Source organism: Synechococcus sp. MEDNS5, from assembly GCF_014279875.1.
GTDB lineage: Bacteria > Cyanobacteriota > Cyanobacteriia > PCC-6307 > Cyanobiaceae > Synechococcus_C.
This window is the reverse complement of the sequence record NZ_CP047952.1, coordinates 380,212-401,957: the sequence shown is the minus strand read 5'-3', so window position 1 is coordinate 401,957 and position 21,746 is coordinate 380,212. Positions and strand designations below refer to the sequence as shown.

At 59.4% G+C, this 21,746-nt stretch carries 25 protein-coding genes and 1 tRNA gene; 15 read left to right on the top strand and 11 right to left on the bottom strand.

From position 1 onward, the window contains the following. Positions 1-22 precede the first annotated feature (22 nt). Together clpS and SynMEDNS5_RS01785 are read left to right on the top strand one after the other, a co-directional pair. Positions 23-337, top strand: a complete 315-nt coding sequence (gene clpS, locus SynMEDNS5_RS01790; protein WP_186584041.1) for an ATP-dependent Clp protease adapter ClpS — start codon at positions 23-25, stop codon at positions 335-337. 56 nt (positions 338-393) lie between these two features. Further along, the gene (locus SynMEDNS5_RS01785; protein ID WP_186584040.1) at positions 394-1,197 is read left to right on the top strand and encodes a CPBP family intramembrane glutamic endopeptidase; all 804 of its coding nucleotides are present in this window, start codon (positions 394-396) and stop codon (positions 1,195-1,197) included. Here SynMEDNS5_RS01785 and SynMEDNS5_RS01780 read toward each other — a convergent pair. Beyond that, positions 1,161-2,777 (bottom strand): photosystem II high light acclimation radical SAM protein, encoded by a 1,617-nt coding sequence (locus tag SynMEDNS5_RS01780; RefSeq protein ID WP_186584039.1) that lies wholly within the window; start codon positions 2,775-2,777, stop codon positions 1,161-1,163. The genes SynMEDNS5_RS01785 and SynMEDNS5_RS01780 overlap by 37 nt on opposite strands. Positions 2,778-2,951: 174 nt before the next feature. Here SynMEDNS5_RS01780 and psbA point away from each other — a divergent pair, with 174 nt between their 5' ends. From psbA to SynMEDNS5_RS01765, 3 genes are all read left to right on the top strand, one after another. Further along, positions 2,952-4,031, top strand: coding sequence for a photosystem II q(b) protein (psbA, locus tag SynMEDNS5_RS01775; protein WP_006040880.1), 1,080 nt, complete (start codon positions 2,952-2,954; stop codon positions 4,029-4,031). Between the two features lie 132 nt (positions 4,032-4,163). Then, positions 4,164-5,057 (top strand): bile acid:sodium symporter family protein, encoded by an 894-nt coding sequence (locus tag SynMEDNS5_RS01770; protein WP_186584038.1) that lies wholly within the window; start codon positions 4,164-4,166, stop codon positions 5,055-5,057. Positions 5,058-5,132: 75 nt separating this feature from the next. Beyond that, on the top strand, positions 5,133-6,578 hold the full coding sequence (locus SynMEDNS5_RS01765) for a permease (RefSeq protein ID WP_186584037.1): 1,446 nt from the start codon (positions 5,133-5,135) through the stop codon (positions 6,576-6,578). 3 nt (positions 6,579-6,581) lie between these two features. Here SynMEDNS5_RS01765 and SynMEDNS5_RS01760 read toward each other — a convergent pair whose 3' ends face one another. From SynMEDNS5_RS01760 to SynMEDNS5_RS01750, 3 genes are read right to left on the bottom strand one after another with little or no spacing between them, the layout of a single operon-like run. Next, the gene (locus tag SynMEDNS5_RS01760; protein ID WP_186584036.1) at positions 6,582-7,550 is read right to left on the bottom strand and encodes a glycine betaine ABC transporter substrate-binding protein; all 969 of its coding nucleotides are present in this window, start codon (positions 7,548-7,550) and stop codon (positions 6,582-6,584) included. Continuing rightward, positions 7,547-8,443, bottom strand: a complete 897-nt coding sequence (locus SynMEDNS5_RS01755) for a proline/glycine betaine ABC transporter permease (RefSeq protein WP_186584035.1) — start codon at positions 8,441-8,443, stop codon at positions 7,547-7,549. The genes SynMEDNS5_RS01760 and SynMEDNS5_RS01755 overlap by 4 nt, the downstream gene beginning before the upstream one ends. Continuing rightward, complete coding sequence (locus SynMEDNS5_RS01750) at positions 8,440-9,576, bottom strand: glycine betaine/L-proline ABC transporter ATP-binding protein (protein WP_186585782.1); 1,137 nt, start codon at positions 9,574-9,576, stop codon at positions 8,440-8,442. Before SynMEDNS5_RS01750 ends, SynMEDNS5_RS01755 begins: the two co-directional genes overlap by 4 nt. Before the next feature lie 314 nt (positions 9,577-9,890). Between SynMEDNS5_RS01750 and SynMEDNS5_RS01745 the strand changes: the two genes are divergently transcribed. Genes SynMEDNS5_RS01745 through aroC form a run of 4 tightly spaced genes read left to right on the top strand, consistent with a single transcriptional unit; the run spans position 9,891 to position 13,221 of the window. Continuing rightward, positions 9,891-10,733: a class I SAM-dependent methyltransferase gene (locus SynMEDNS5_RS01745; protein WP_186584034.1), complete on the top strand. Its 843-nt coding sequence runs from the start codon at positions 9,891-9,893 to the stop codon at positions 10,731-10,733. A gap of 5 nt (positions 10,734-10,738) precedes the next feature. Then, a complete protein-coding gene (locus tag SynMEDNS5_RS01740; protein ID WP_186584033.1) occupies positions 10,739-11,599 on the top strand; it encodes a methyltransferase domain-containing protein in 861 nt (286 codons plus the stop codon). Continuing rightward, entirely contained in the window at positions 11,599-12,102 is a 504-nt protein-coding gene (locus SynMEDNS5_RS01735) for a cupin domain-containing protein (RefSeq protein ID WP_186584032.1), read from the top strand. Before SynMEDNS5_RS01740 ends, SynMEDNS5_RS01735 begins: the two co-directional genes overlap by 1 nt. A gap of 30 nt (positions 12,103-12,132) precedes the next feature. Next, positions 12,133-13,221, top strand: a complete 1,089-nt coding sequence (aroC, locus tag SynMEDNS5_RS01730; RefSeq protein WP_186584031.1) for a chorismate synthase — start codon at positions 12,133-12,135, stop codon at positions 13,219-13,221. A 16-nt stretch (positions 13,222-13,237) separates the two neighbouring features. Here aroC and SynMEDNS5_RS01725 read toward each other — a convergent pair whose 3' ends face one another. The 5 genes from SynMEDNS5_RS01725 to psbO form a co-directional block, all read right to left on the bottom strand. Beyond that, the gene (locus SynMEDNS5_RS01725; RefSeq protein WP_186584030.1) at positions 13,238-13,837 is read right to left on the bottom strand and encodes a hypothetical protein; all 600 of its coding nucleotides are present in this window, start codon (positions 13,835-13,837) and stop codon (positions 13,238-13,240) included. 44 nt (positions 13,838-13,881) lie between these two features. Continuing rightward, the gene (locus SynMEDNS5_RS01720) at positions 13,882-14,484 is read right to left on the bottom strand and encodes a bifunctional 4-hydroxy-2-oxoglutarate aldolase/2-dehydro-3-deoxy-phosphogluconate aldolase (protein ID WP_186584029.1); all 603 of its coding nucleotides are present in this window, start codon (positions 14,482-14,484) and stop codon (positions 13,882-13,884) included. A gap of 25 nt (positions 14,485-14,509) precedes the next feature. Then, complete coding sequence (gene ftsH3, locus SynMEDNS5_RS01715; RefSeq protein WP_186584028.1) at positions 14,510-16,363, bottom strand: ATP-dependent zinc metalloprotease FtsH3; 1,854 nt, start codon at positions 16,361-16,363, stop codon at positions 14,510-14,512. A 45-nt stretch (positions 16,364-16,408) separates the two neighbouring features. Further along, positions 16,409-17,578 (bottom strand): sulfate adenylyltransferase, encoded by a 1,170-nt coding sequence (sat, locus tag SynMEDNS5_RS01710; protein WP_186584027.1) that lies wholly within the window; start codon positions 17,576-17,578, stop codon positions 16,409-16,411. A 105-nt stretch (positions 17,579-17,683) separates the two neighbouring features. Then, the gene (gene psbO, locus SynMEDNS5_RS01705; protein ID WP_186584026.1) at positions 17,684-18,505 is read right to left on the bottom strand and encodes a photosystem II manganese-stabilizing polypeptide; all 822 of its coding nucleotides are present in this window, start codon (positions 18,503-18,505) and stop codon (positions 17,684-17,686) included. Positions 18,506-18,643: 138 nt separating this feature from the next. Between psbO and SynMEDNS5_RS01700 the strand changes: the two genes are divergently transcribed. Continuing rightward, a complete protein-coding gene (locus tag SynMEDNS5_RS01700; protein ID WP_255440237.1) occupies positions 18,644-18,928 on the top strand; it encodes a hypothetical protein in 285 nt (94 codons plus the stop codon). On the opposite strand, the gene coaBC is transcribed toward SynMEDNS5_RS01700, so the two are convergent. Together coaBC and SynMEDNS5_RS01690 are read right to left on the bottom strand one after the other, a co-directional pair. After that, positions 18,925-20,181, bottom strand: a complete 1,257-nt coding sequence (gene coaBC, locus SynMEDNS5_RS01695; protein WP_186584024.1) for a bifunctional phosphopantothenoylcysteine decarboxylase/phosphopantothenate--cysteine ligase CoaBC — start codon at positions 20,179-20,181, stop codon at positions 18,925-18,927. The two genes, SynMEDNS5_RS01700 and coaBC, sit on opposite strands and share 4 nt — an antisense overlap. 3 nt (positions 20,182-20,184) lie before the next feature. Next, entirely contained in the window at positions 20,185-20,412 is a 228-nt protein-coding gene (locus SynMEDNS5_RS01690) for a DUF2555 domain-containing protein (RefSeq protein ID WP_186584023.1), read from the bottom strand. 46 nt (positions 20,413-20,458) lie between these two features. On the opposite strand from SynMEDNS5_RS01690, the gene SynMEDNS5_RS01685 reads away from it, so the two are divergent. From SynMEDNS5_RS01685 to SynMEDNS5_RS01665, 5 genes are all read left to right on the top strand, one after another. Further along, positions 20,459-20,531, top strand: a tRNA-Ala gene (locus tag SynMEDNS5_RS01685). Between the two features lie 50 nt (positions 20,532-20,581). Further along, on the top strand, positions 20,582-20,749 hold the full coding sequence (locus tag SynMEDNS5_RS01680) for a PCP reductase family protein (RefSeq protein ID WP_186585781.1): 168 nt from the start codon (positions 20,582-20,584) through the stop codon (positions 20,747-20,749). Then, a complete protein-coding gene (locus SynMEDNS5_RS01675; RefSeq protein ID WP_186584022.1) occupies positions 20,746-20,895 on the top strand; it encodes a hypothetical protein in 150 nt (49 codons plus the stop codon). Before SynMEDNS5_RS01680 ends, SynMEDNS5_RS01675 begins: the two co-directional genes overlap by 4 nt. A 65-nt stretch (positions 20,896-20,960) precedes the next feature. Next, positions 20,961-21,161 carry a hypothetical protein gene (locus SynMEDNS5_RS01670; RefSeq protein ID WP_006042295.1) on the top strand — a complete coding sequence of 67 codons (201 nt, stop codon included), beginning with the start codon at positions 20,961-20,963 and terminating at the stop codon, positions 21,159-21,161. 224 nt (positions 21,162-21,385) lie between these two features. Continuing rightward, positions 21,386-21,727 carry a DUF565 domain-containing protein gene (locus SynMEDNS5_RS01665; protein ID WP_186584021.1) on the top strand — a complete coding sequence of 114 codons (342 nt, stop codon included), beginning with the start codon at positions 21,386-21,388 and terminating at the stop codon, positions 21,725-21,727. The last annotated feature ends 19 nt before the right edge of the window (positions 21,728-21,746 follow it).

Sequence of the window (21,746 nt, the reverse complement as noted above, 5' to 3'; positions counted from 1 at the left end):
AAACAAGCCGAGCTCGGTAGTTATGGCCGTGGAGACCCCCAGCAGCACCCCCGGTGGAGCAGCAGTGCTGGACAAAGCCCCTGAGCGCGTGCGCAAGCAATCGCCGCGTTACAAGGTGCTGCTCCACAACGACCCTGTGAACTCCATGGAGTACGTGGTGTCCACTCTCAGGCAGGTGGTGCCGCAGCTGAGCGAACAGGACGCGATGGCGGTCATGCTCGAAGCGCACAACACGGGCGTGGGGTTGGTGATCGTGTGTGATCTCGAGCCGGCTGAGTTCTATTGCGAGACCCTGAAAGGTAAGGGCCTTACCAGCACCATCGAACCGGAAAACTGATCTTCCATTCCATCGTCCAGACCTGGAAAGCCCTTCTCGAAGCGCGTCCGCGCTGGATGGCCACCGTTGTTCTGATTCCTGCCCTTTACGGGCTGGGGTGGGTCCTGACGCAGCCTTTGGGGCTCATTCTCCCTGAAACCACGGCATCAAGACTGAGCCTGATCGGCACCGTCTTGAGTCTGGTGCTCTTTGTTCTGATCCTTCCGAGCTGGGTCCGACAACGCTGGAACAGTCGTCATCCCTGGCGGATGCTGGGCTTGCGTAGCCGCAGACAGGCCCCCTCCTCCGGTCGATGCCTTGTCGCGGGCTTACTGCAGTCGGTCGCACTTCTCACCTTGATCAGCTTGCCGCTTCTGCTCGGATCCTGGGGACGCTGGCTTGGTGAACTCAACGCTGCGGATGCTCTCAATGCTCTGGCACTGTGCTTCGGCGTTGGGCTAGCAGAAGAGCTGCTGTTCCGGGGATGGCTTTGGGGAGAACTCTCTCAATACACCGGGCCTCGTACCGCGGTTGTGACCCAGGCATTGATCTTCAGCTTGGTGCATACCCGATTCAATCTCGGCGTTCTTCCCATGGTCGGCCTGCTTGTGGGACTGACCTTGCTCGGCCTGATTCTGGCTGTTCAAAGACGACTCAATGATGGCTCTCTTTGGGGATGCGTCGGCTTGCACGGCGGACTCGTCGGCGGGTGGTTCGCTCTCCAGGGAGGCTTGCTTCAGATCTCGCCAAGCGCACCCCATTGGCTGATCGGACCTGGTGGTGCCCATCCCAACCCCCTGGGAGGCCTGGTGGGAATCGCTGCTCTCACAGTTCTGCTTTGTCGTCAGCTGACAGCGTTAGCAAGAGCGCCGCGCCCCTGAACCGGAGCCCGTAAGGCTTCATTGAGGCTTGAAGCGCCGTAATCCCTTTCCAGAAGGCTCATCACCGTTCGCCCGAAATCCGATGGGTTGGAGTCAAAGGCTTCCAGACACACACGTCCGAAGGTGCTGCCCATGGGCTCCGGGTTCCAAAGAAGCTTCCGTGCCGTCCAAGGCATCATGCTCATCGGGTTGTAGCCAGGCTTGATCAGTCCCTGATCGAATCCGTACTGCTCAAGATGGGTGTGGGGTTGCAAGCCGATGAAGAAAATCGCAGGCTCCACGCGATCAACGCCGAAGATGGCTTCCAGCTCACGGTGGTAAGCCACGGTCTGACGAATGGTCTCGGGGCGCTCATCAATCACGTTGAACGAATAGTTCACGGAGACGTGATCCTTAAAGCCCGCATTGGCGAGCATTCTGCAACTGTCGAGAACAGTGCGCAGGTTGTAGCCCATGCGCATTTTGCGAACGAGCTCCTGGGAACCTGATGTAATGCCGATTTCGAAATAGCTCATGCCCGTGTCCACCATGAGCTGGGCCAACTCGGGGTCGAGGTTGTCGGCACGGATGTAAGCAGCCCAGCGAATGCCAGTGAGACCCTCGGCCTTGATCGCACGCAGCAACTCTTTCGCATCTTCGATGTAACGCCGAGCTGGGATGAACTGGGCGTCGGTAAACCAAAAACCTCTAACGCCACGGTCATAGAGCTGGCGCATCTCCTTCACCACCTCGTCCACAGGATTGAGGCGAACCTGCTTGCCTTCGACCACCGTGTAAACGCAGTAACAGCAGTTGTGGGGGCAGCCCCGCTTGGTCTGCACGCCCACATAGAAATCGCCGCCCTCGAGATACCAGTCAAGTTGGGGCCAGATGGAGGCGATGTAGTCGTAATCGCAAGCCGTTTTCGGCCGACTCTCCGGCTGTTCATGGATCAGGCCCGGGCGAGGAGGCGCTCCGACCACGAAGCAGCGTTCGCCTTCGAGACTCTGGCCCTTCAATAGCTTTTCAAGAAGAGGTTCCCCCTCTCCGATGGAGACGATGGTCCCCTTCGGCAAGGAGCGGCCAAGCTGCTCGTAGAACACACTGACGGCTCCACCACCAAGAACAGCCCTGGCTTGAGGCTGATAGCGACGCGCCCGACGCAGCCCCTGTTTCACAAGCAACTGATTGCGACGAAGCTCCCCGTAGTGACTGGTCATCAAGCGCAGACCACCCAGAGCACCGTGCAGGCGTTTCACGGGATTCCGCGAATAGAACACTTCAAATGAGTTCTGAAGAGGATTTCCGCCCCTGCCATCCACCGGGGCGTAGATCTGAATGTCTCGCCAGGAGAACACCAGCAGCGTGGGCTGGAACTGATCAATCGTGATGCGCAGAACACGATGAACGTCTAGCACCGGCAAGGCGGCAAGATCCAGAATGCGCTGGGGCAAACCTGGGAAGCACTTGTGCAGATGGTCTGCCAGGTAGATCGGACCGATCGGAAAGATCGGATTGCAGGGAAGCCGCACCAACAACACGCGCTCGTCGGCGGCTGAGCTCGGGGCTGCGAGCGCTGACAGCTGCGGGAAATCATCCATAAAATGGACGCTAACAAGCACTCCCCAGGAGGCGAGACGGGCTGGAGCTCAACGCTTCTTCACAACGACTTCATAAAGAAACGGAAAACTTCCGCAATGTTGCTTTACACTCCTGTTTGGCAGGGCACTCCTGCCCTTCCGTAACCGCTCTTTTGAGCCTTCTTTTCCGTACTCATGACCACCACCATTCAGCAGCGCTCCGGCGCCAATGGCTGGCAGTCCTTCTGCGAGTGGGTCACCTCCACCAACAACCGCCTGTATGTGGGCTGGTTCGGTGTGCTGATGATCCCCACCCTGCTGGCTGCCACCACCTGCTTCATCGTTGCTTTCATCGCAGCGCCCCCCGTCGACATCGACGGCATCCGTGAGCCCGTCGCCGGCTCCCTGATCTATGGCAACAACATCATCTCCGGTGCTGTTGTGCCTTCCTCGAACGCCATCGGCCTTCACTTCTATCCCATCTGGGAAGCTGCCTCCCTCGACGAGTGGCTGTACAACGGCGGTCCTTACCAGCTGGTTGTCTTCCACTTCCTGATCGGCATCTTCTGCTACATGGGCCGCGAGTGGGAACTTTCCTACCGCCTCGGCATGCGCCCCTGGATCTGCGTTGCTTACAGCGCACCTGTGGCTGCTGCCTCCGCCGTGTTCCTGGTGTACCCCTTCGGTCAGGGTTCCTTCTCTGACGGCATGCCCCTGGGCATCTCCGGCACCTTCAACTTCATGCTGGTGTTCCAGGCAGAGCACAACATCCTGATGCACCCCTTCCACATGATGGGCGTCGCAGGTGTGTTCGGTGGCTCCCTGTTCTCCGCCATGCACGGCTCCCTGGTGACCTCCTCCCTGGTGCGTGAAACCACCGAGAGCGAGTCCCAGAACTACGGCTACAAGTTTGGTCAAGAGGAAGAGACCTACAACATCGTGGCTGCCCACGGTTACTTCGGTCGCCTGATCTTCCAATACGCCTCCTTCAATAACAGCCGCAGCCTTCACTTCTTCCTGGCTGCCTGGCCTGTGGTCGGCATCTGGTTCACTGCCCTGGGCGTCAGCACCATGGCTTTCAACCTGAACGGTTTCAACTTCAACCAGTCCATCCTTGATGGTCAGGGCCGCGTCCTGAACACCTGGGCTGATGTGCTGAACCGCGCCAACCTCGGCATGGAAGTGATGCACGAGCGCAACGCTCACAACTTCCCCCTCGACCTGGCAGCTGCTGAGTCCACTCCTGTGGCTCTGCAAGCACCCGCCATCGGCTGAGGCTGAAGTCTCTACCAAAAGATTCAGCGTCAGTTGAATCGGAAAGCCCTCACCTCAAAGTGGGGGCTTTTTGTTGCGCCTAAACATCGGCGTTTAGCCTGCTGCACCTTTCACGCTTCGCGTCCATCGACCTTGATCGAACTCGTTCTGTCCGTCGGCCTGGCTTTGATCATGCTGAGCCTGGGCCTGTCGCTCCAACCGACTGATTTCAGCAGGGCTCTTGGCCAGCCGCGCGCCCTCATGGGCGGAGCAGTGGCTCAGCTCATTCTTCTGCCACTCGTGGCCTTCGCTCTTCTGCGCTTGTTCGGACTGAATGGCGACCTTGCCTTGGGGGTCATGATCCTGAGCTGCTGCCCGGGAGGAATCACCTCCAATGTGATGACAAGACTGTCCCGCGGAGACGTGGCGCTATCGATCTCCTACACAGCGCTGGCAAGCCTGGTGACAGCATTCACCTTGCCGGTGGTTCTCAGCCTCACAGCACCGTTGTTGCTTCCGAGCCAAACCCTCGAGCTATCCATCCTCCCTCTCAGTCTCAAGGTGTTTTCCATCTCCACCGTGCCGGTGATGATCGGGGTATGGATCGCTCAGCAGGCACCTGGCTTCTGCAAACGCAACAGACAAAAGGCGGAACAACTCGCCAATCTGTTGTTTGTGCTGATCGTGGCCGGAACCCTGATCAGCCAATGGTCCGTGTTTACGAGCAACCTGAAGACGATTGGTCCAACCCTTCTGGCGCTGAATCTGCTGATGCTGGCCATCGGACTGAGCCTCGGCAATCTTCTGACGATGCCAACAGAACAGACCACCAGCTTGTCCATCGAAGCGGGATTTCAAAACGGCACCGTGGGCATCGTCGTGGGATCGTTGCTCGGGCCAGACCTGATGCAAAGCCAGCTCAACAGCTTCAGCCTTCCGTCTGCTGTTTACGGCGTGCTGATGACAGTCACCATCATTCCGTTCATTGCCTGGAGACGAAGCCTCCCTTCGCTCGCAGCTTCACCTCAAGCTGAGATCAACTGCTGATCCCAAAAGTAAATCAAACGACGTAGGAAAACTTTCCATTCCTGTCTATGAAGTGGGTGAATCACTTCATCACCAATGAATGCTCAGCTGGAGCTTCCGCTGCTGATAGCCGAGGGACTCTGGACCGGGTGGCTGATGTTCTGGGCAACGCTCTGGCCGCTTGCCCTTGGCTTTGGGATCTCCGGAGTCGTCCAGGCCTGTGCCAGTCGTTCGGGGATGGAACGCGTCATGGGATCCCACCGGCCTGGAGCTGTCGTGAGGGCATCGGCCTTGGGGATGTTGTCATCGTCCTGCTCGTATGCAGCCTCGGCAATGAGCAAGAACCTCTTTGCCAAGGGTGCTGACTTCATCACCGCACAGGTCTTCATGCTGGCCTCCACCAATCTGGTCATTGAGATTGGCTTGGTACTGATCGTGCTGCTGGGCTGGCCATTTGCAGCAGCTGAGTTCATTGGGGGACCGATCATGATTGTTCTCCTGGCTTGGTGGGGGGCACGGCTTTTTCCCAAACGCCTTACCCAACCAGCACAGGCACGTCTACAGGAAGGTTCAACAGCCGACAAAGCAAGTGAGACTGCACCGGGAATGGAGGGTCTCCGCAGAAAGCTGAGCACTCCAGCGACCTGGGCCAATGCAGCTGGATACACCCTGGCGGACATCACGATGTTGCGCAAAGAGCTGTTGATCGGCTTCGTCGTGGCGGGATTGCTGACCACCGTGATTCCCGATGCGGTCTGGAGGGTGGTGTTTCTTCAGAACCAAGGGATCTGGACCTCGATCCAGAACGCCTTCATAGGACCTTTGATTGCCGTGATCAGCTTCGTCTGCTCCGTGGGCAATGTGGCAATGGCCGCTGCCCTTTGGACTGGTGGTGTCTCCTTTGGAGGCGTAATTGCATTCATCTTCGGTGACCTGATCACCCTGCCGCTGTTGCTGATCTATCGGAAGTACTACGGCCCCAAACTGGCCTTGCGGCTGATGGTCAGCCTGTGGCTGCTGATGTCAATTAGCGGATTGATCGTGGAAGGTCTCTTCCATGCCGCTGGATGGATTCCCAGCGTCCGAACGCACGCTGGGCAGAGCCTGGCCATGGGATGGAACAGCACCACATGGCTCAATCTCGTTGCCCTTGCCGGACTGCTTTCGGCCTGGTGGATGGCCCGCCACAAGGAACGATTTGGAGGGGGTTCCGGATACGCAGTCGATCCAGTGTGCGGCATGCAAGTTGAGAAGGTGAATGCTCCCGCCACGCGCGAACGGGCCGGAAAGCGCTTCTGGTTCTGTTCCGACCACTGCGCCGAACACTTCGACCAAAGCGGTGGCACCCCCTCGACATCACTTGTTCAGGCAAACCTTTCGCCATCTCTTGAAGCCAACGTGCTTGGCAAGGCACAGGCGAAGGATCCCATCTGCGGAATGACGGTTTCCATCACTGCCAGCACACCCCATCGAAAGCAAGGGGACACCAACGTCTGGTTCTGCAGCACCCGCTGCGCAGAAGCCTTTGATCACCGCGACTGATGATCACCCAGCGGCGATCTGGCCGGTGGTCCAGTAGCGAACGCGTGCGGGATGGGTGTCGAGGTACTCATCCACAGCAATCTCAGCTGATCGATCATTGGCCTTGAGCAGCAGGTCCGACATCTCCTGATCCGGGAGATGGAAACGGGTCAAGAAGTCGGCGACATCGGGAGCATCAAGATCAAGACTCGGCCGACCCAGCGCGTGAATCCACTCAATGCCCCCAAACACACGCTTCGGGTCTTCGAGAAAACGCAACTTGTAGCGGGCGAACATCCAATGCGGCATCCAGCTGGTCACGATCACCCACTGCTGCCTGCGAATGGCCTGGTCAAGCACCGCCGTCATCGCCGCACTGCTCGACGCCACCAAGTCCAGGTCATTGAGTTGGTAGCTCTTGAGCGCCTCTGCAGACGCCTGATTCAGGCCTGAACCGGGATCGATCCCCTGAACACGGTTCTCAAAACGAGCGGCCAGGGCAGGGTTCCGCAACTGCTGGATCGATGAGAGCTCAGCCTTCGGGATGTAGTCGGGAACCACCCAGCCCAGACGGCCGGAATACATGGACCCGAAATCGAGCACGCGGTCGCGTACCCGTCGCCAGTAGTCACGATGGGTCAGCGGCAACCAGGCCATGAGCATCATGTCGAGATCGCCGCGAGCAACTGAGGCGTATTGAATGCCGATGTCGGCGAGAACTCTCTCCACCTCGATGTTGTAAGCCTGCTGAATCACTTTCTGAGCGATCAGGCTGATGACCTCGGCATCAGCCCAGGGAGACCAGCCCAGTCGCAGGGTAAATCCTGACGATGCCGAGATGGGCTGCGGTGCACCTCCAGTCTCCGCACCTGCGACCTGGGACTTCCGAACCGAAGGTTGACTGAGATTCACCAAGCTGGCCATCGAAGCCCCCGCAAGCCCCAGGCCTCCGAGCAACACAGCGCGTCGACGGATGCGGTTGTGATCACTCATGACGACCTCCAGGGAGACATCCACGTGCGCCAGCGCTGACGAAGGGGTTGCACTTCGCGGGCTGTGAAGCTCTGACTGAGACGGTCGAGGATCACGGCAAGGATCACAACAGCGATTCCACCCTCGAAACCCAGACCCACGTCGAGCTGCTGAATGCCACGCAACACCACATCGCCTAATCCGCCTCCGCCAATCATGGAGGCGATAACGACCATGGACAGAGCCAGCATGATCGTTTGATTAACGCCCGTCATCACCGTTGGCAGAGCACTCGGCATCTGAACTTTCCAGAGAAGCTGGCGTTCACTGCATCCGAAGGAGCGTCCTGCTTCGATCAGATCAGCAGGCACCTGGGACAATCCGAGCTGCGTCAATCGGACGACAGGAGGCATGGAAAAGATCAGGGTGGCCAGGATCGAAGGCACCGCACCCGTGCTGAACAGCATCACAGCAGGAATCAGATAAACGAATGCCGGCATGGTCTGCATCAAGTCGAGACAGGGCCTCACCAGACGCCAAACCGAGCGGTATCGGGCCGAGAGGATACCCAGGGGCAACCCGATCACGAGAGCCAACAGCGAGGCCGTGATCACCAGAGCCAGGGTGGCGATCATCTCATTCCAGAGCTGGAGGGAGAGCACAAGGTTGAGGCCGAGAAGCACGAAGAGAGCGAAGCCTCCACTCACTCTCCATAGGCCGATCGCGGCCACACCCCAGGCGAGCAACCAGGCCGGAGGACTTTCCAGAAGCATCTCGGTGAAGGAGACCACGGCGAGGACCGAGACCTTGATCACATCAAAAGCGCCCTGCGCATTGGCGAGCAGCCAGGCAACGATGACATCGACGCTTTGTCCGAGCCAACCGGCCTGGTGTGCCGCTGCAAGGAGAGTCATGAGCCAAATCCCTCCATCGATCTGAGCAGTTGCTGGGCGCTGATCACACCGATCAATCGCTGCTCAGAGTCCAGCACCGGCACTGGATCGGAGCAGAGAGCCACCGATTGGATTGCGTCCTTGACGCGAGTCCCCGACTGCAAAACGGTGGTTTCCGAAGCGTCAAGCCAACCCTTTTGCGCAGTGACTATCCCCAAGAAGCGACGCTCGGAGTTGACGACGTACAGCGTGTTCTGAGAGCGCTCAGGTCGGGGGGCGCCGTGCTCAAGCACCAGCTCACGGTTGGTTGGCGTTGCCACACGGTCGACGGTCTGCACCGATGCCACATCCACGTCCCTGAAAAAACGGCGAACCTCCTCGCTGGCGGGTTGATGCAGCAGGGTCTGGGCCGTATCGCACTGGAGCAGTCGCCCCCCTTGCATCAGAGCGATCCGGTCACCGATCCGAATGGCTTCATCAAGGTCGTGGGTAATGAAAACAACCGTGCGGCGCTGCTCCGCCTGGAGATCGAGCAGCAGATTTTGCATGTCGACGCGAATCAGAGGGTCGAGGGCGGAAAATGCCTCATCCATCAGCAGGATCGGGGGATCGAGCGCCAACGCTCGCGCCAGGCCCACGCGCTGTTGCATACCTCCGGAGAGTTGCGCGGGTCGCTTGCGCAATTCCTGTCCCAGGCCAACCCGCTCCAGCGCCTCGATGGCTCGGGATTGCCGGACTCTGCGTGGAACACCGGCCACCTCAAGGCCGAAAGCCGCGTTGTCGAGAACGCTCCGATGGGGGAACAGCGCAAAGGATTGGAAGACCATGGCCATCTGACGCCGGCGCACTTCAGCCAGCTCGGAGGGCGTTAACCCAGCGAGCGAACGCCCTTGCACAAAAACATCACCAGCGGACGGTCGAATCAACCCATTGAGCAGTCGCAGCAATGTGGACTTCCCCGAGCCAGACAGGCCCATCACGACGAAGATCTCGCCCTCCCGAATGTCAAGACAAACATCTTGCAGAGCAGCCCTGGCACCCAGTTGCTGGTGGAGTTGCTCAGGATCTGCGCCCTTGCGCAATTGATGGATCACGTCGGAGGGAGAACCACCGAATATTTTCCAAACAGAATGTATAGAGATCTCTGATTTCACTTCAGAGGCCTCCAGCACCACTTGAGCCTTATAGCAAAAACAGGCAGAGGCATGAAGGATCCCAGCAGAAAAGCCTCAAATACGCACACTTTTGCATTGCTGAAACCGACTGTGCCCCTTTGTTTTTCGCCAATTTGCGCATGATCTCTGAATGACCGATTGCACCAGAACACTGACAACCATGCACTTCATGGTTAGCTTGCAGATGGAGCGAGAATATTGTTCATCGTTCACATCAATGGTGTTGCGTGCACTGCAGTCAAAGCATCTGCGGCATCGCTGCCATCTCCAGTGCATTCAAGAGCGAATTCGGCATGACCTCAACCAAGAGCCACCCTTCAGCGGAGTCCGGTGATGCTCAGCGGTTCGGCGAGACCCCCGAAAGCGTGAGGGAAACGGACCACTACCAGCAGGAGTACATCGAGCAGTTCGCTGACCGCTGGGATCGCCTTATCGATTGGCAAGCACGGGAGGAAGCCGAAGGGGATTTCTTCGTGAAACTGCTGCGGGAGCATGGGGCCAAGTCTGTGCTGGATGTGGCCACGGGAACCGGGTTTCATTCCGTGCGCCTGCTGCGCGAAGGCTTCGAGGTGGTGAGCGTGGATGGGAGCCCGAACATGCTGGCCCGGGCCTTCAAGAATGCTCGGAGTCGAGACCTGCTGATGCGAACGGTTCACGCCGACTGGCGTTTCCTGAACCGCGACATCCACGGCGAATACGACGCCGTGATCTGCCTGGGCAACTCGTTCACCCATCTGTTCCGGGAGAGGGATCGGCGCAAAGCCCTGGCGGAGTACTACGCCGTTCTCAAGCACAACGGCATCCTGATTCTCGACCATCGGAACTACGACAGGCTGCTGGAAGGAACTTCAACCAGTGGCAAGAGCAACGTGTATTGCGGCAAGGATGTGGAGGTTGGTCCTGAGCATGTGGATGACGGACTCGCGCGCTTCCGCTACGCCTTCAGCGATGGGAGCACGTACCACCTCAACATGTTCCCTCTGCGTCATGGCTACGTGAGAAGGCTGATGCGCGAGGTGGGCTTCCAACGCATCACCACCTATGGCGACTACCAACGTGGCCACGACGATCCTGATTTCTACGTGCACGTTGCGGAAAAGGAATACCTCTTCAACACCGATATGACCGCCATCTAAACCCCATGACGCAAAACCCCTACTCCGATGCCGCGGCCACGGCTGCCAGTTACTACGACAGCGCCGATGCCGATCACTTCTATGCCGACATCTGGGGAGGCGAGGACATCCACATCGGTCTCTACGCCGATGCCGATGAAGCGATCGCTACTGCCAGTCGGCGCACGGTCGACACCCTGATCGACCTGATTGGCCGCGATGGTCTGAGCGATGGTGAAGCTGAGCGCCTTGTGGTGGATTTCGGCTCCGGCTACGGGGGCGCCGCTCGCCGTCTCTGCCAACACCCCAACGTGCGGATCGAAGCCATCAATATTTCCGCCGTTGAGAATGATCGTCATCGACTTCTCAACCGCGAGGCCGGTGTCGACCAGAAAATCACCGTTCACAACGCCTCCTTCGAATCGGTTCCTCTGGCGGATGGCTGTGCCGATGTGATCTGGAGCCAGGATGCAATCCTGCACTCCGGCAACCGTCAGACCGTGATGCATGAGGCGTCGCGCCTGCTGAAACCTGGCGGAGTGATGGTGATGACCGATCCCATGGCCGCCGATGGCGTTCCCGCAGAGTCGCTCTCGGCAATCCTGAAGCGGATCCACCTGCAAGACCTTGGCTCCCCGGAGCGGTACAAAAACTGGGGCGACGCAGCTGGGCTTGAACGAACGCACTGGGACGATCGGACTCCCATGCTGATCAGGCACTACAGCCGCGTACGTGAAGAGCTCAGGCAGCGCCGTGAGCTTCTGAACCGCACGATTAGCGCCGACTATCTCGAGCGCATGGATGCTGGCCTCGGCCACTGGGTGGAAGGGGGTGAAGCCGGCCGACTGTGTTGGGGCCTGATGCGCTTCAGCAAACCCCTGCACTGATGGACACACCTGACAAGCAAACGCAATCCTCCGACCACACCCCCCGCGAAGTGGTGGAGCAGCTCATCAAAGACTGGGATCTGCACCCCCATCCCGAGGGCGGCTGGTACAGGGAAATGCACCGCAGCCTGGAACAGGTCACCCGCAGCGACGGTGCGCAACGCAGCAGCATCACCACCATCCTCTTTCTCCTGGATGCCGAATCCAAAAGTTGCTGGCATGCCGTGCACAATGCCGACGAAATCTGGATCCATCTGCAGGGATCACCCCTGAGCCTCTGGACGCTGGCGCCGGATGGCAGCAAAGCCCTTCAACACGTTCTGTCGCTTCACCAGCCTCTGCACGCGGTTCCGGCGGGTCACTGGCAGGCAGCCCGCACGGAAGGGCAGTACAGCCTGGTGAGCTGCTGCGTTGGCCCAGGATTTCAGTTCGAAGATTTCGAGATGCTGAGATCGCGACCCGCGGCTCAGCATCCACCGGGAGCGCTGCCTGACCTGCTCTGACATCTACGCTTTGGCGATCGATGGCATTCCATGGGCAGCAGTTTCGGCACCCTGTTCCGCATCAGCACCTTCGGCGAGTCCCATGGCGGCGGCGTGGGGGTGATCCTGGAAGGATGCCCGCCAAGACTGGAACTAGACCAGGTGGCCATTCAGGCTGAACTGGATCGCAGACGTCCTGGGCAAAGCAAGATCACCACACCGCGAAAGGAAGCCGACCAGGTGGAGATCCTCAGCGGTGTGATGGATGGGGTCACCCTTGGCACACCGATCGCCATGGTGGTACGCAACAAAGATCAACGTCCGCAGGATTACAAGGAGGTGGAGGTCGCTTTCCGCCCCTCCCATGCCGACGCCACTTATCAGGCGAAATATGGGATTCAGGCCCGCAGCGGTGGCGGGAGAGCGTCGGCCCGGGAAACCATCGGACGGGTGGCGGCTGGAGCCATTGCCCGGCAAATGCTGCAGCGATCCCATGGCACCGAGGTTGTGGCTTGGGTGAAACGCATCCACGATCTGGAGGCCCAGGTGGACGCCAGCACCGTGACGCGTGACGCGGTGGACGCCAACATCGTGCGTTGCCCGGACGCAGAGATGGCTGATCGGATGATCGAACGGATCGAAGCGATCGGACAGGATGGTGACTCCTGCGGTGGCCTGATCGAATGCGTGGTGAGACGACCGCCCGTCGGCCTGGGGATGCCGGTGTTCGACAAGCTGGAAGCGGATCTGGCCAAAGCCGTGATGTCCCTGCCTGCCACCAAGGGCTTCGAAATCGGCTCAGGCTTCGCGGGCACCCTGCTCAAAGGGAGCGAGCACAATGACGCTTTTCTCCCCAGTGATGACGGACGGTTGCGCACGGCCTCCAACAATTCCGGGGGAATCCAAGGAGGAATCAGCAATGGTGAGCCGATCGTGATCCGCGTGGCCTTCAAACCAACCGCAACGATCCGCAAGGAGCAGCAGACCATCAACGACCGTGGCGAAGCCACCACCCTTGCCGCCAAAGGGAGACACGACCCCTGCGTTCTGCCCAGGGCCGTTCCAATGGTGGAAGCGATGGTGAATCTCGTGCTGGCCGATCATCTGCTGAGACAGCAAGGCCAGTGCAGTTTGTGGTGAAGGCTCGCAACAGCGCTTAGCTGCGGGCCGGCGAATTGATGCCGTTGGCACTGACCAGCTGGGCTGCGGCCTTGGCCATCCGCCCCGCCACGGTGCCGGAAGCAACAGATGCCTGCGTGCGCTTGCGCGCCCGCTTGGCAGGCCGGGGTTTAGCAGCGGTCGCTGACGATGCTTTTGAAGCCGTTTTCGCTGAAGCCTGCTTCTTGGCGGCGGCTGGCTTAGCGGTTGCTGGCTTGGCGGTCGATTTCGACGCAGCCTTGGCAGACCTGGAGGTCGTGGCTTTCTTGGATGCCGTCGCCGGTTTCTTGCGGGCCGGTTTGACTGACGCAGCGCGATTGCGATGGCTCAACACCATCACCCACTCCTCATCGGTTAGTGACGCGGGCTTGCTGCCATGGGCATTGGCAAGCTTGGCAGCTTTTTCAATGTCCTTGATCAGATTCACCCAGGAGGTCGCGAACCGCTTATCGGATTGCGAACGGGCACCGCTTTCAACCAGGGTTTCCACAACCCCTGCGGCAGTGACCTTCTTGCGGCGACGGTTGAAGATCTCTTTTTGAAGCTGGGCGACAAGAGCATCGGCTTTGTCGCTCAACTTGATGGATAACTGAGACATCAGTGCAGAAACATCTCTCTCATCTGTAGCAGATGAGTCTCAGATCATCCAGTCAGCCATGGCGTCATGCCGGGATCCAGGGCATCGTCGATGAACACGGTGCGGCCCAGGGCAATGGCGTTGTAGCCGGCCGCCAACCAAGGAACCAGATCGGTGCATCGCAACCCCCCAGCAGCAATCATGAACGGAAGCTCACCCATGGGAACCGAGATCTGACGCCGATAGTCGACGCCCAAGACTGAAGCAGGAAAGAGCTTCACCAGGCTGCAGCCAAGCGCTTGCGCTGATCGAATTTCAGAAGGGGTCATCACCCCTGGCACCAGAACACAGCACAACGCTCTGGCCTTGGATTGCAACTCGGGATCCAGAAGGGGAGACATGGCATAGCCAAGACCCAGGTCGGCGACCTCCTGCAGGGCCGGCAGTGTGGACACGGATGCTGCACCCAGCCTGAGCTTGGGGTGACGCTTCCCGATCGCTTCCACCAGTGAGGGCCAGCGGGGATGGGCCGCCCAGGCGAGCTCAACATGCAAAACACCCGCCGCTACCAGCTGATCGAGCTGATGGCAAAGGCCGGTGCTTTCAAAGGGATTTTGGTAGTCGTTGGATCCCGGTCGCATCACGACCAGAAGCGGCTGATCGGTCAACGACCTGATCAGCCGCTCCGATGGATCAGACGTATTCAGCAACCCGGACGTCACTGCGAATCAGAAGTTCCTGAAGCTGCTCGGCGTCGACCGTCTCAAGATCAACAAGCATGTCTGCGAGCTCGTCGAGAACACTTCGGTTGCTCACGAGCACCTTGGTGGCACGCTTGTAAGCGACATCCACAAGCTCAGAGACCTCCTCGTCGATGGTGGCAGCAGTGTCCTCAGAGAAATCACGTTCAGCGGCAATATCCCGACCCAGGAACATCCCACCCTGGGATCGACCCAGCGCCACCGGACCAAGCTTGTCGCTCATGCCGAAGCGAGTCACCATCTGACGAGCCACCTGGGCCACCTGCTGAAGATCGTTGGAGGCACCGGTGGTGACCTCGTCTTCGCCGTAGACGATCTCTTCGGCCACGCGTCCGCCAAGGGCCACGGCCATCTGATTTTGAAGATAAGTACGTGAGTACAGACCCGACTCCATCCGTTCTTCGCTGGGGGTGAAGAACGTCAGTCCCCCGGCATTGCCTCGGGGAATGATCGAAATCTTCTGAACCGGGTCGTAATCGGGCATCAGCGCCCCAACCAAAGCATGACCCGCTTCGTGATAAGCCACCAGACGTTTGCGACGTTCGCTCATCACACGATCTTTTTTCTCGGGGCCGGCCATCACCCGTTCGATGGCATCGCTGATTTCGTCGTTGCTCACCTCACTGAGATCCCGGCGGGCCGCAAGAATTGCAGCTTCATTCAGGAGGTTGGAGAGATCAGCACCTGTGTAACCAGGGGTTCGGCGAGCCACTTTGTCGAGATCGACGTCCTTCGAGAGGGTCTTGCCTCGGGCATGAACATTGAGAATCTGCAGACGACCGGCGTAATCAGGACGGTCCACGACAACCTGACGGTCGAAACGACCAGGACGCATCAGCGCTGCATCCAGCACATCAGGACGGTTCGTGGCAGCCACGATGATGATTCCTGTATTGCCCTCGAAACCATCCATTTCGGTGAGCAGCTGATTCAGAGTTTGTTCTCGCTCATCGTTGCCACCACCAAGGCCAGCTCCACGCTGGCGGCCCACCGCATCGATTTCATCGATGAAGACGATGCAAGGAGCATTTTTCTTGGCCTGCTCAAACAGATCACGGACGCGGCTGGCACCGACACCGACAAACATTTCCACAAACTCCGAACCGGAGATGGAGAAGAACGGAACGCCGGCCTCACCTGCCACCGCCTTGGCGAGCAGCGTTTTACCTGTTCCAGGAGGGCCGACCAGCAATACACCCTTGGGGATCTTGGCGCCAACAGCGGTGAAGCGGTCGGGGTTCTTGAGGAAATCCACCACCTCAGTGAGTTCAAGCTTGGCGCCCTCAATTCCAGCCACATCTCCGAAGGTGATCTGGGTGGAAGGCTCCATCTGAACGCGGGCCTTGCTCTTGCCGAAATTCATGGCGGGGTTGCCGCCGCCACCGCCACCGGATTGAGCCCGACGGAAGAGGAAGAACAGGCCACCAAGCAGGAGGAGCGGGAAGATCAAGCTCGAAGCAGCCTGCTGCCATGCTCCGGGTTGCCTGGAAGGTTGCACAGCGATGTCCACGTTGTGATCCGTGAGCATCTTGAGCAGATCCTTATCTGGAGCCAGATTCACTTCAGAACGACGGCCATCGGTTGCCACAACCTGTGCCGTCCCGCGATCGGGCGAGAGCAGAACCCGACTGACCTGATCCTCCTGAACCTGTTCAACGAAATCGCTGTAACGGAGATTCTGAGCCGTTGCTGCGGGATCCGGACGGTCGAGGAAGGCCGTTCCGACCACGATCACCACGACCACTAAGAGGACGTACAGCCCTACGTTGCGCCAGCGCTTGTTCAAGGTTTTTTGCCTGGGGTGAAGGAATGTTAATGGGATCCTGAGAGGTCAGGAGGCTCGAAGCACTTCGACCACGCTACGGAATGCGAACCATTCCGGAATCTCCTCGCCACTGCGCAGCATCTTGCGGAACTGCGTACCACTGAGTTTCTTCACGTGCAGGCCACGTGCTTCGGCATGTTCGGCCGTCACGTAGCCCTCTTCTTCGGTGTAGACGAGATTGAGCGAAGGCACGGTCTCCATCGTGAGCTCAGGCGCACATTCCTTGGCGAAATTCTGAGCGTCGTAAGGGCCGTAAAAATCCTCGCCCGTGAGGGACGACTTACAGCCAGCCATATCGCGGCCGATGATGAAGTGGGTACAGCCGTAATTGCGGCGGATGATCATGTGCTGCAAGGCTTCGCGGGGCCCGGCCATGTGCATGGCATAGGGGAGATAGGCCCAGCGAATGCGCGGGTTATCCACCTCAGCGGCGAGACGTTCATAGGTCTGAAAGCGCACCGCACCAGGAATGTCGTCCTGTTGGGTGGGCCCGCAGGTGGGATGCACCAACACCACGGCGTTCTCGCTCACGTTCTGCGCATGGAGAGCACGGGTGAAAAGTTCGTAGTGGGCACGGTGAATGGGATTACGGCATTGGAAGGCGACAACATCCTCACCAGCAGGCAACCCGGCACGCACTTCCGCAGGGGTTTTGCAGGGAAACACCCGCTTCGGAAGCTCAAGGCCCTCGATCAAGCCACCGAGGTAAAAACGACGGCGTTCGGTCGCGATCATGCGCACCGCAGGGTGCTCAAGGGATGTGGTGCCGTAGCAGCCCTTGGCTTCAACCACCTTGTCGGGCTCCCACTTGTCCTCCACCGTGAGAACAGCCAGCTCCTGGCCCTTGTAGGTGAGCAGAACCTTGTCTCCGACGCTCACATCCTCCCTGTCGGTATCCATCACGATTGGGAGTCCGAACAAATGCCCAGACGTGGTGCGATGGCCTTCCACCACGGCGGCATAGTCCGCCTGATGCATAAATCCGCGCTCAGGTGAAAAGCCGCCAACGATGAGAAGCTCCACATCGCAGGCATTGCGGTCAGAGCATTCAAGACACGTTGTTGCCGAGGCTTTCACAGAAGCCCGATCGGCTTCCGGCACCATCAGATCCACCAGAGTCCCTCCGTAGGGGGCAATCACGTCTGAGGGCTGCGTGGAGGTGGTGCTGGCGGTCATGACGGGCCTTCGCTCGATCGTGAGACGACGCGATTCTCCCAGATCACAAAAAAGGGGAGCATCAGGCCCCCCTTTCTCTGAGTTTTTGCACGAGAGCCTCGGCGATCAAGCCTCCTCGAGCCGTCCGTAGAGCTCGCCGTTGATCTTCACATCAACGATTTCACGGCCACCCATATCGGAATCCGAAGGCTGTATGGCTGAGAACACGCCAGCGAATTCTCCGGTTTCAGGATCAACCTTGGTGATGGACAGACTCATCACGCCCTGACCGTCGATGTAGCGCTTGACGTTCTCCGACTCCAGCTCCTTGTAATCGCCACCGAGGCCGATCAGGCCCTGGGGGTAGTCGACACCCGTGGTGAGAGCGCGGCCTTTGGGGTCAATGAAGTTGCTGGTGCGGTAGCTGGGGGTGCGGTAGGTGCCTTCGAAATCAGTGCTGGTTGTGATGGCGGCACCATTGGCCACAGCATCGAGATTCTTGCTGGAGAACGTGAAGGGGAACTCCTCGCCACCGGGGATCAGCACTGTGATCGGCTGGAAATCAATTCCACCCTCTTCCTTGAAACTGATGCTGTCCTCACCCACGGTGAGCGTGCCGTAAACCTCATCAAGGCTGGAGGTGTAGCGGGTGAGAATTTTGCCTTCAACAAACTGGGCTTCCTGGCGCTTGTTGGCAGGCTCACCTTTGATGAACACCTGCGTGGGATGCATGCAGATCCCCCTGAGCTCGTAGGCATCACCCGCAGTCAGCGCTATGGAGCCTCGGGCCGAGTCTGAAAGGGTTGGGCAGTCGTTGGCCTTACCCGTATTGCGGATGTCGTCGTAGGTGACATTGGAGCGATCAACGGCTTGAGCACCGCCGCTGCAGGCGGTCACAACCGTGAGACAGAAAGCCAGCACGAGGGCCAGCAAAGGACGGAAGCGCATGGGAGAGTTGCCGAGTGGCCGGGTGGTGACAATGTCCACCGATGAGGCGGATCCTACAGAAGTTGATCGGCCACTCCAGCTAGGTTCGCAACCTCTCAACAACGTGAAGCGATCGGCGTGCAGAGCAACGGTGACTCCATGATTCAGGCTCAGCTTCAACCCCTGCTGGAGCAGCTTCGTGCGCTCGCCGACAACCACCGCGAAGACCCCGAAGCACTCCTGCTCTTCCTCAGAGAACTCGAGGCCCTTCACCGCGACGTTCAAGAGGGAGCATTTCGCAACAGCCTTCCGGAAGACCGCCAGCAGTTGTTCGGCTTTCTTCAGACCCTGGAACGCAGCGGCGGCTGGCCCTACATCCCTCGGCTGCAACTGAAAACCTTCATCGCCCTTCTCGATCAGGGACCTGCCGACATGGCGGCCTAATCGCCAAGCTGGCTGAGCCGATCCAGCAGGTCGTGCGCCAGAGCGAGCTTGTGCATAGCGGGAATGGCCTCCTGTCGGTCACCTGGCCCGAGAAGCCATCCACCGTTCAGGTCGCTGTCAAGGCCCTGATCAGGGCGATCAATCGGATTGACCATCAACAGGTCACACCCTTTGGCCTTGAACTTCTCACGACCGCGCTGGAGGAGGGTTTCATCGTCTCCTGCCAAGGCAGCGAAACCCAGCAGGCGTTGCCGGGAGGGACGTCGTGACCCCAGCAACTGCAGCAGATCCGGCACCTGCTCCCAGCCCTGAGCGATCGTCTCCATGAGCTCGCCCTTGGGAAGCTTGGAGGAGTTGTCCAAGCGCTCGCGCCGCACATCCGCAACGGCTGCGCACATCAGCACGGCATCAGCGCGGGGTTGACGCTCCAACAGGCAGACCTCCATGGCGGCGCTACTGAACGCCGGCAGACAGTACAAACCCTCCAGCCAGGCCTCTGGAACAGTCAGCGGACCATGCACCAGATCCACGTCCGCACCGCGGAAGCGGGCCGCTTGGGCAAGCAGAACGCCCATACGCCCGCTGCTGCGGTTGCTGATCAGACGCACTGAATCCAACGGTTCCTGGGTGGGGCCAGCGCTGATCAGCACATGCTTGCCGCGCCAATCGGAACGCAGCTTCCCCTCGTTGTCAGCCTGTAGAAGCATGCTGGCGGCAGCCAGCACGATGCACTCCGGAGCTGCCATCCGGCCGGTGCCGACGCGGTCACACGCCAGCAGTCCGGCCTGCGGAGCCAGGGGCAGCACCCGAGGATCGTCGTGGAGCGTGCTCCAGTTGCGCTGAACCGCCGGGTGTTGCCACATGGCGGTGTTCATGGCGCTTGCGGCCAGCACCGGGCACTCGCAGGCCAACAGCAGACTGGCCAGCAGTCCCTCGCCATCACCATGCACCCAGCGCGCCAGAGAGCTGGCGCTGAGGGGCGCAACAATCACCAGGTCGGCCCATTCCGCTAGCTCGATGTGCAGGGGCCGCGGGCATGACGAATCCCATTGATCGGCGTCCTGAAGGCAGGCATTGCGACTGAGACACGCGAGTGCAACAGGACTCACAAGTTGAGAACCACTGCTGGTGACCACGCAGCGGACCTGAGCTCCCTCCTTGACAAGCGCACTCACCAGCAGTGGAGTCTTCACAGCGGCGATGCTTCCGCAGGCCGCAACAATCACCCGCCGTCCTTGCAGGAGCCCAGCCATGGATCAGTCCTCGTCGAAGGGTTCCTGATCGATCAGGTGGACGTAGGGGCGGGTGAGCTCAGGACGGTGAATCGCAAGAGCACGCAACAGGTGCCAGTCGCTGAGGCCCGCAAACGGGGTCGGATAGTCGTCGTCTTCCAGGCGACGGGCCAGGGAGGCCACCGACGCTTCATCGAAGGAAGCCAGACGCTCCGGCGTGATCGGCATGCAGAGCGTGGACGCTTCCGTCATTGTGCCTGGCGTCTTGCACGAAAGACAGACGCTAGGTTTCAAGCACGGGGGGTTAGCTCAGCTGGTAGAGCGCTGCGATCGCACCGCAGAGGTCAGGGGTTCGAATCCCCTATCCTCCATGTACACATAGACGTGCAGACACAAACGTGCAGACACAGAGATGGGCGTGATGAAGTGGACGTCCGAGGCTGAACAGGCGCTTCGCGAAGTTCCATTTTTTGTTCGTCCCGCTGTGCGCCGCAAAATCGAAGCGTTAGCAACAGACCACAAACAGCAACTGATTGACGAGGCTTTTTACAAAGAGGCTCGCGCCAAGTTCTCTCGTCGCTCGCCATGACCTCTTTTGGCATCACCCGCAGAAGCATGCGACCGCTGCTGATGACGCTGTTGGGATGCACCGTTCTGGCATCGATTCCCGTGCGGCCCTCGGCATTGCCCACCTACATCCTGATCCTTGTGGCGGGCGGCCTGGCACGCCGCTGATCCGGAGCAGACTGTCGGCCTTTGCAGGCCATGCGGTAAAAGAGAAGCTGAAAAGCCCTTGGTTGATGTCTCAGTCAAAACGAGAACAGGTTGTGAGTCACCTGCGCTATATCCGCCAGGAACTGCGGGAAATGCACCAGGGCGTCATGGAAGACGGCCTTCTCCCGGAAGCCGGCGAGGTTCGTGGCGTGATGGCACAGATGGAAGCCCTGCTCGAACTTCTCGAGGGCAAGAGCTCTCGCAAGGCCAAGGCTGAATCCGACTGATTTCAACTGCGCCACTTGCCAAGTGGTGCAGTTCAAGCTTTCCTTCGCCAGACCCCATCATCCGGCCCAGGCTGAGCCTGGGCTTTTCTCTTGGAAGACCAAGATGTAGCGCTTGATAAAGGCAAAAGCACCATGAATGGTGTATACAAAGGGCGGCAGGGCCTGGGTCGGGTGATGGGGATCACCAGTGCACCTCCCTGCCTCTTCTCTGAGCGGCTCCTTTCATGACCGCCCGTCTTCAGTCAACCAGGCTTCAACGCAGCCTTGGTGAGGCCTCGACCCGTCTCGATCATTGGGCGACTAATCCCTGGCGTCGCATCTCCCTGCTCCTGATCGCCTTGACGGGAAGTTTCATGCTGGGCAACGGAATCGCCGCGATTTCCGGATCTTTGAATTTGATGGATCCGCTGGCATCGATGCTCACCGTGGGCGTGCTGGAGGTGATGGTGCGGGTGAGGCGTCATTGGGCTCGGGACCACCAGACCCATCTGGGAAGGCAGCTTCTCGACATGGTCCGGATCGGTCTTCTCTATGGGCTTCTGCTCGAGGGATTCAAGCTGCTCTGATGCCCTGGTGTGCGCCACA

What these genes read in the sequence shown, in the direction of transcription:
- clpS (WP_186584041.1), top strand. Translation starts at nt 23, where the DNA reads ATGGCCGTGGAGACCCCCAGCAGCACCCCCGGTGGAGCAGCAGTGCTG.
- SynMEDNS5_RS01785 (WP_186584040.1), top strand. Translation starts at nt 394, where the DNA reads ATGGCCACCGTTGTTCTGATTCCTGCCCTTTACGGGCTGGGGTGGGTC.
- SynMEDNS5_RS01780 (WP_186584039.1), bottom strand. Translation starts at nt 2,777, where the DNA reads ATGGATGATTTCCCGCAGCTGTCAGCGCTCGCAGCCCCGAGCTCAGCC.
- psbA (WP_006040880.1), top strand. Translation starts at nt 2,952, where the DNA reads ATGACCACCACCATTCAGCAGCGCTCCGGCGCCAATGGCTGGCAGTCC.
- SynMEDNS5_RS01765 (WP_186584037.1), top strand. Translation starts at nt 5,133, where the DNA reads ATGAATGCTCAGCTGGAGCTTCCGCTGCTGATAGCCGAGGGACTCTGG.
- SynMEDNS5_RS01760 (WP_186584036.1), bottom strand. Translation starts at nt 7,550, where the DNA reads ATGAGTGATCACAACCGCATCCGTCGACGCGCTGTGTTGCTCGGAGGC.
- SynMEDNS5_RS01755 (WP_186584035.1), bottom strand. Translation starts at nt 8,443, where the DNA reads ATGACTCTCCTTGCAGCGGCACACCAGGCCGGTTGGCTCGGACAAAGC.
- SynMEDNS5_RS01745 (WP_186584034.1), top strand. Translation starts at nt 9,891, where the DNA reads ATGACCTCAACCAAGAGCCACCCTTCAGCGGAGTCCGGTGATGCTCAG.
- SynMEDNS5_RS01740 (WP_186584033.1), top strand. Translation starts at nt 10,739, where the DNA reads ATGACGCAAAACCCCTACTCCGATGCCGCGGCCACGGCTGCCAGTTAC.
- SynMEDNS5_RS01735 (WP_186584032.1), top strand. Translation starts at nt 11,599, where the DNA reads ATGGACACACCTGACAAGCAAACGCAATCCTCCGACCACACCCCCCGC.
- aroC (WP_186584031.1), top strand. Translation starts at nt 12,133, where the DNA reads ATGGGCAGCAGTTTCGGCACCCTGTTCCGCATCAGCACCTTCGGCGAG.
- SynMEDNS5_RS01725 (WP_186584030.1), bottom strand. Translation starts at nt 13,837, where the DNA reads ATGTCTCAGTTATCCATCAAGTTGAGCGACAAAGCCGATGCTCTTGTC.
- sat (WP_186584027.1), bottom strand. Translation starts at nt 17,578, where the DNA reads ATGACCGCCAGCACCACCTCCACGCAGCCCTCAGACGTGATTGCCCCC.
- psbO (WP_186584026.1), bottom strand. Translation starts at nt 18,505, where the DNA reads ATGCGCTTCCGTCCTTTGCTGGCCCTCGTGCTGGCTTTCTGTCTCACG.
- SynMEDNS5_RS01700 (WP_255440237.1), top strand. Translation starts at nt 18,644, where the DNA reads ATGATTCAGGCTCAGCTTCAACCCCTGCTGGAGCAGCTTCGTGCGCTC.
- coaBC (WP_186584024.1), bottom strand. Translation starts at nt 20,181, where the DNA reads ATGGCTGGGCTCCTGCAAGGACGGCGGGTGATTGTTGCGGCCTGCGGA.
- SynMEDNS5_RS01690 (WP_186584023.1), bottom strand. Translation starts at nt 20,412, where the DNA reads ATGACGGAAGCGTCCACGCTCTGCATGCCGATCACGCCGGAGCGTCTG.
- SynMEDNS5_RS01680 (WP_186585781.1), top strand. Translation starts at nt 20,582, where the DNA reads ATGAAGTGGACGTCCGAGGCTGAACAGGCGCTTCGCGAAGTTCCATTT.
- SynMEDNS5_RS01675 (WP_186584022.1), top strand. Translation starts at nt 20,746, where the DNA reads ATGACCTCTTTTGGCATCACCCGCAGAAGCATGCGACCGCTGCTGATG.
- SynMEDNS5_RS01670 (WP_006042295.1), top strand. Translation starts at nt 20,961, where the DNA reads ATGTCTCAGTCAAAACGAGAACAGGTTGTGAGTCACCTGCGCTATATC.
- SynMEDNS5_RS01665 (WP_186584021.1), top strand. Translation starts at nt 21,386, where the DNA reads ATGACCGCCCGTCTTCAGTCAACCAGGCTTCAACGCAGCCTTGGTGAG.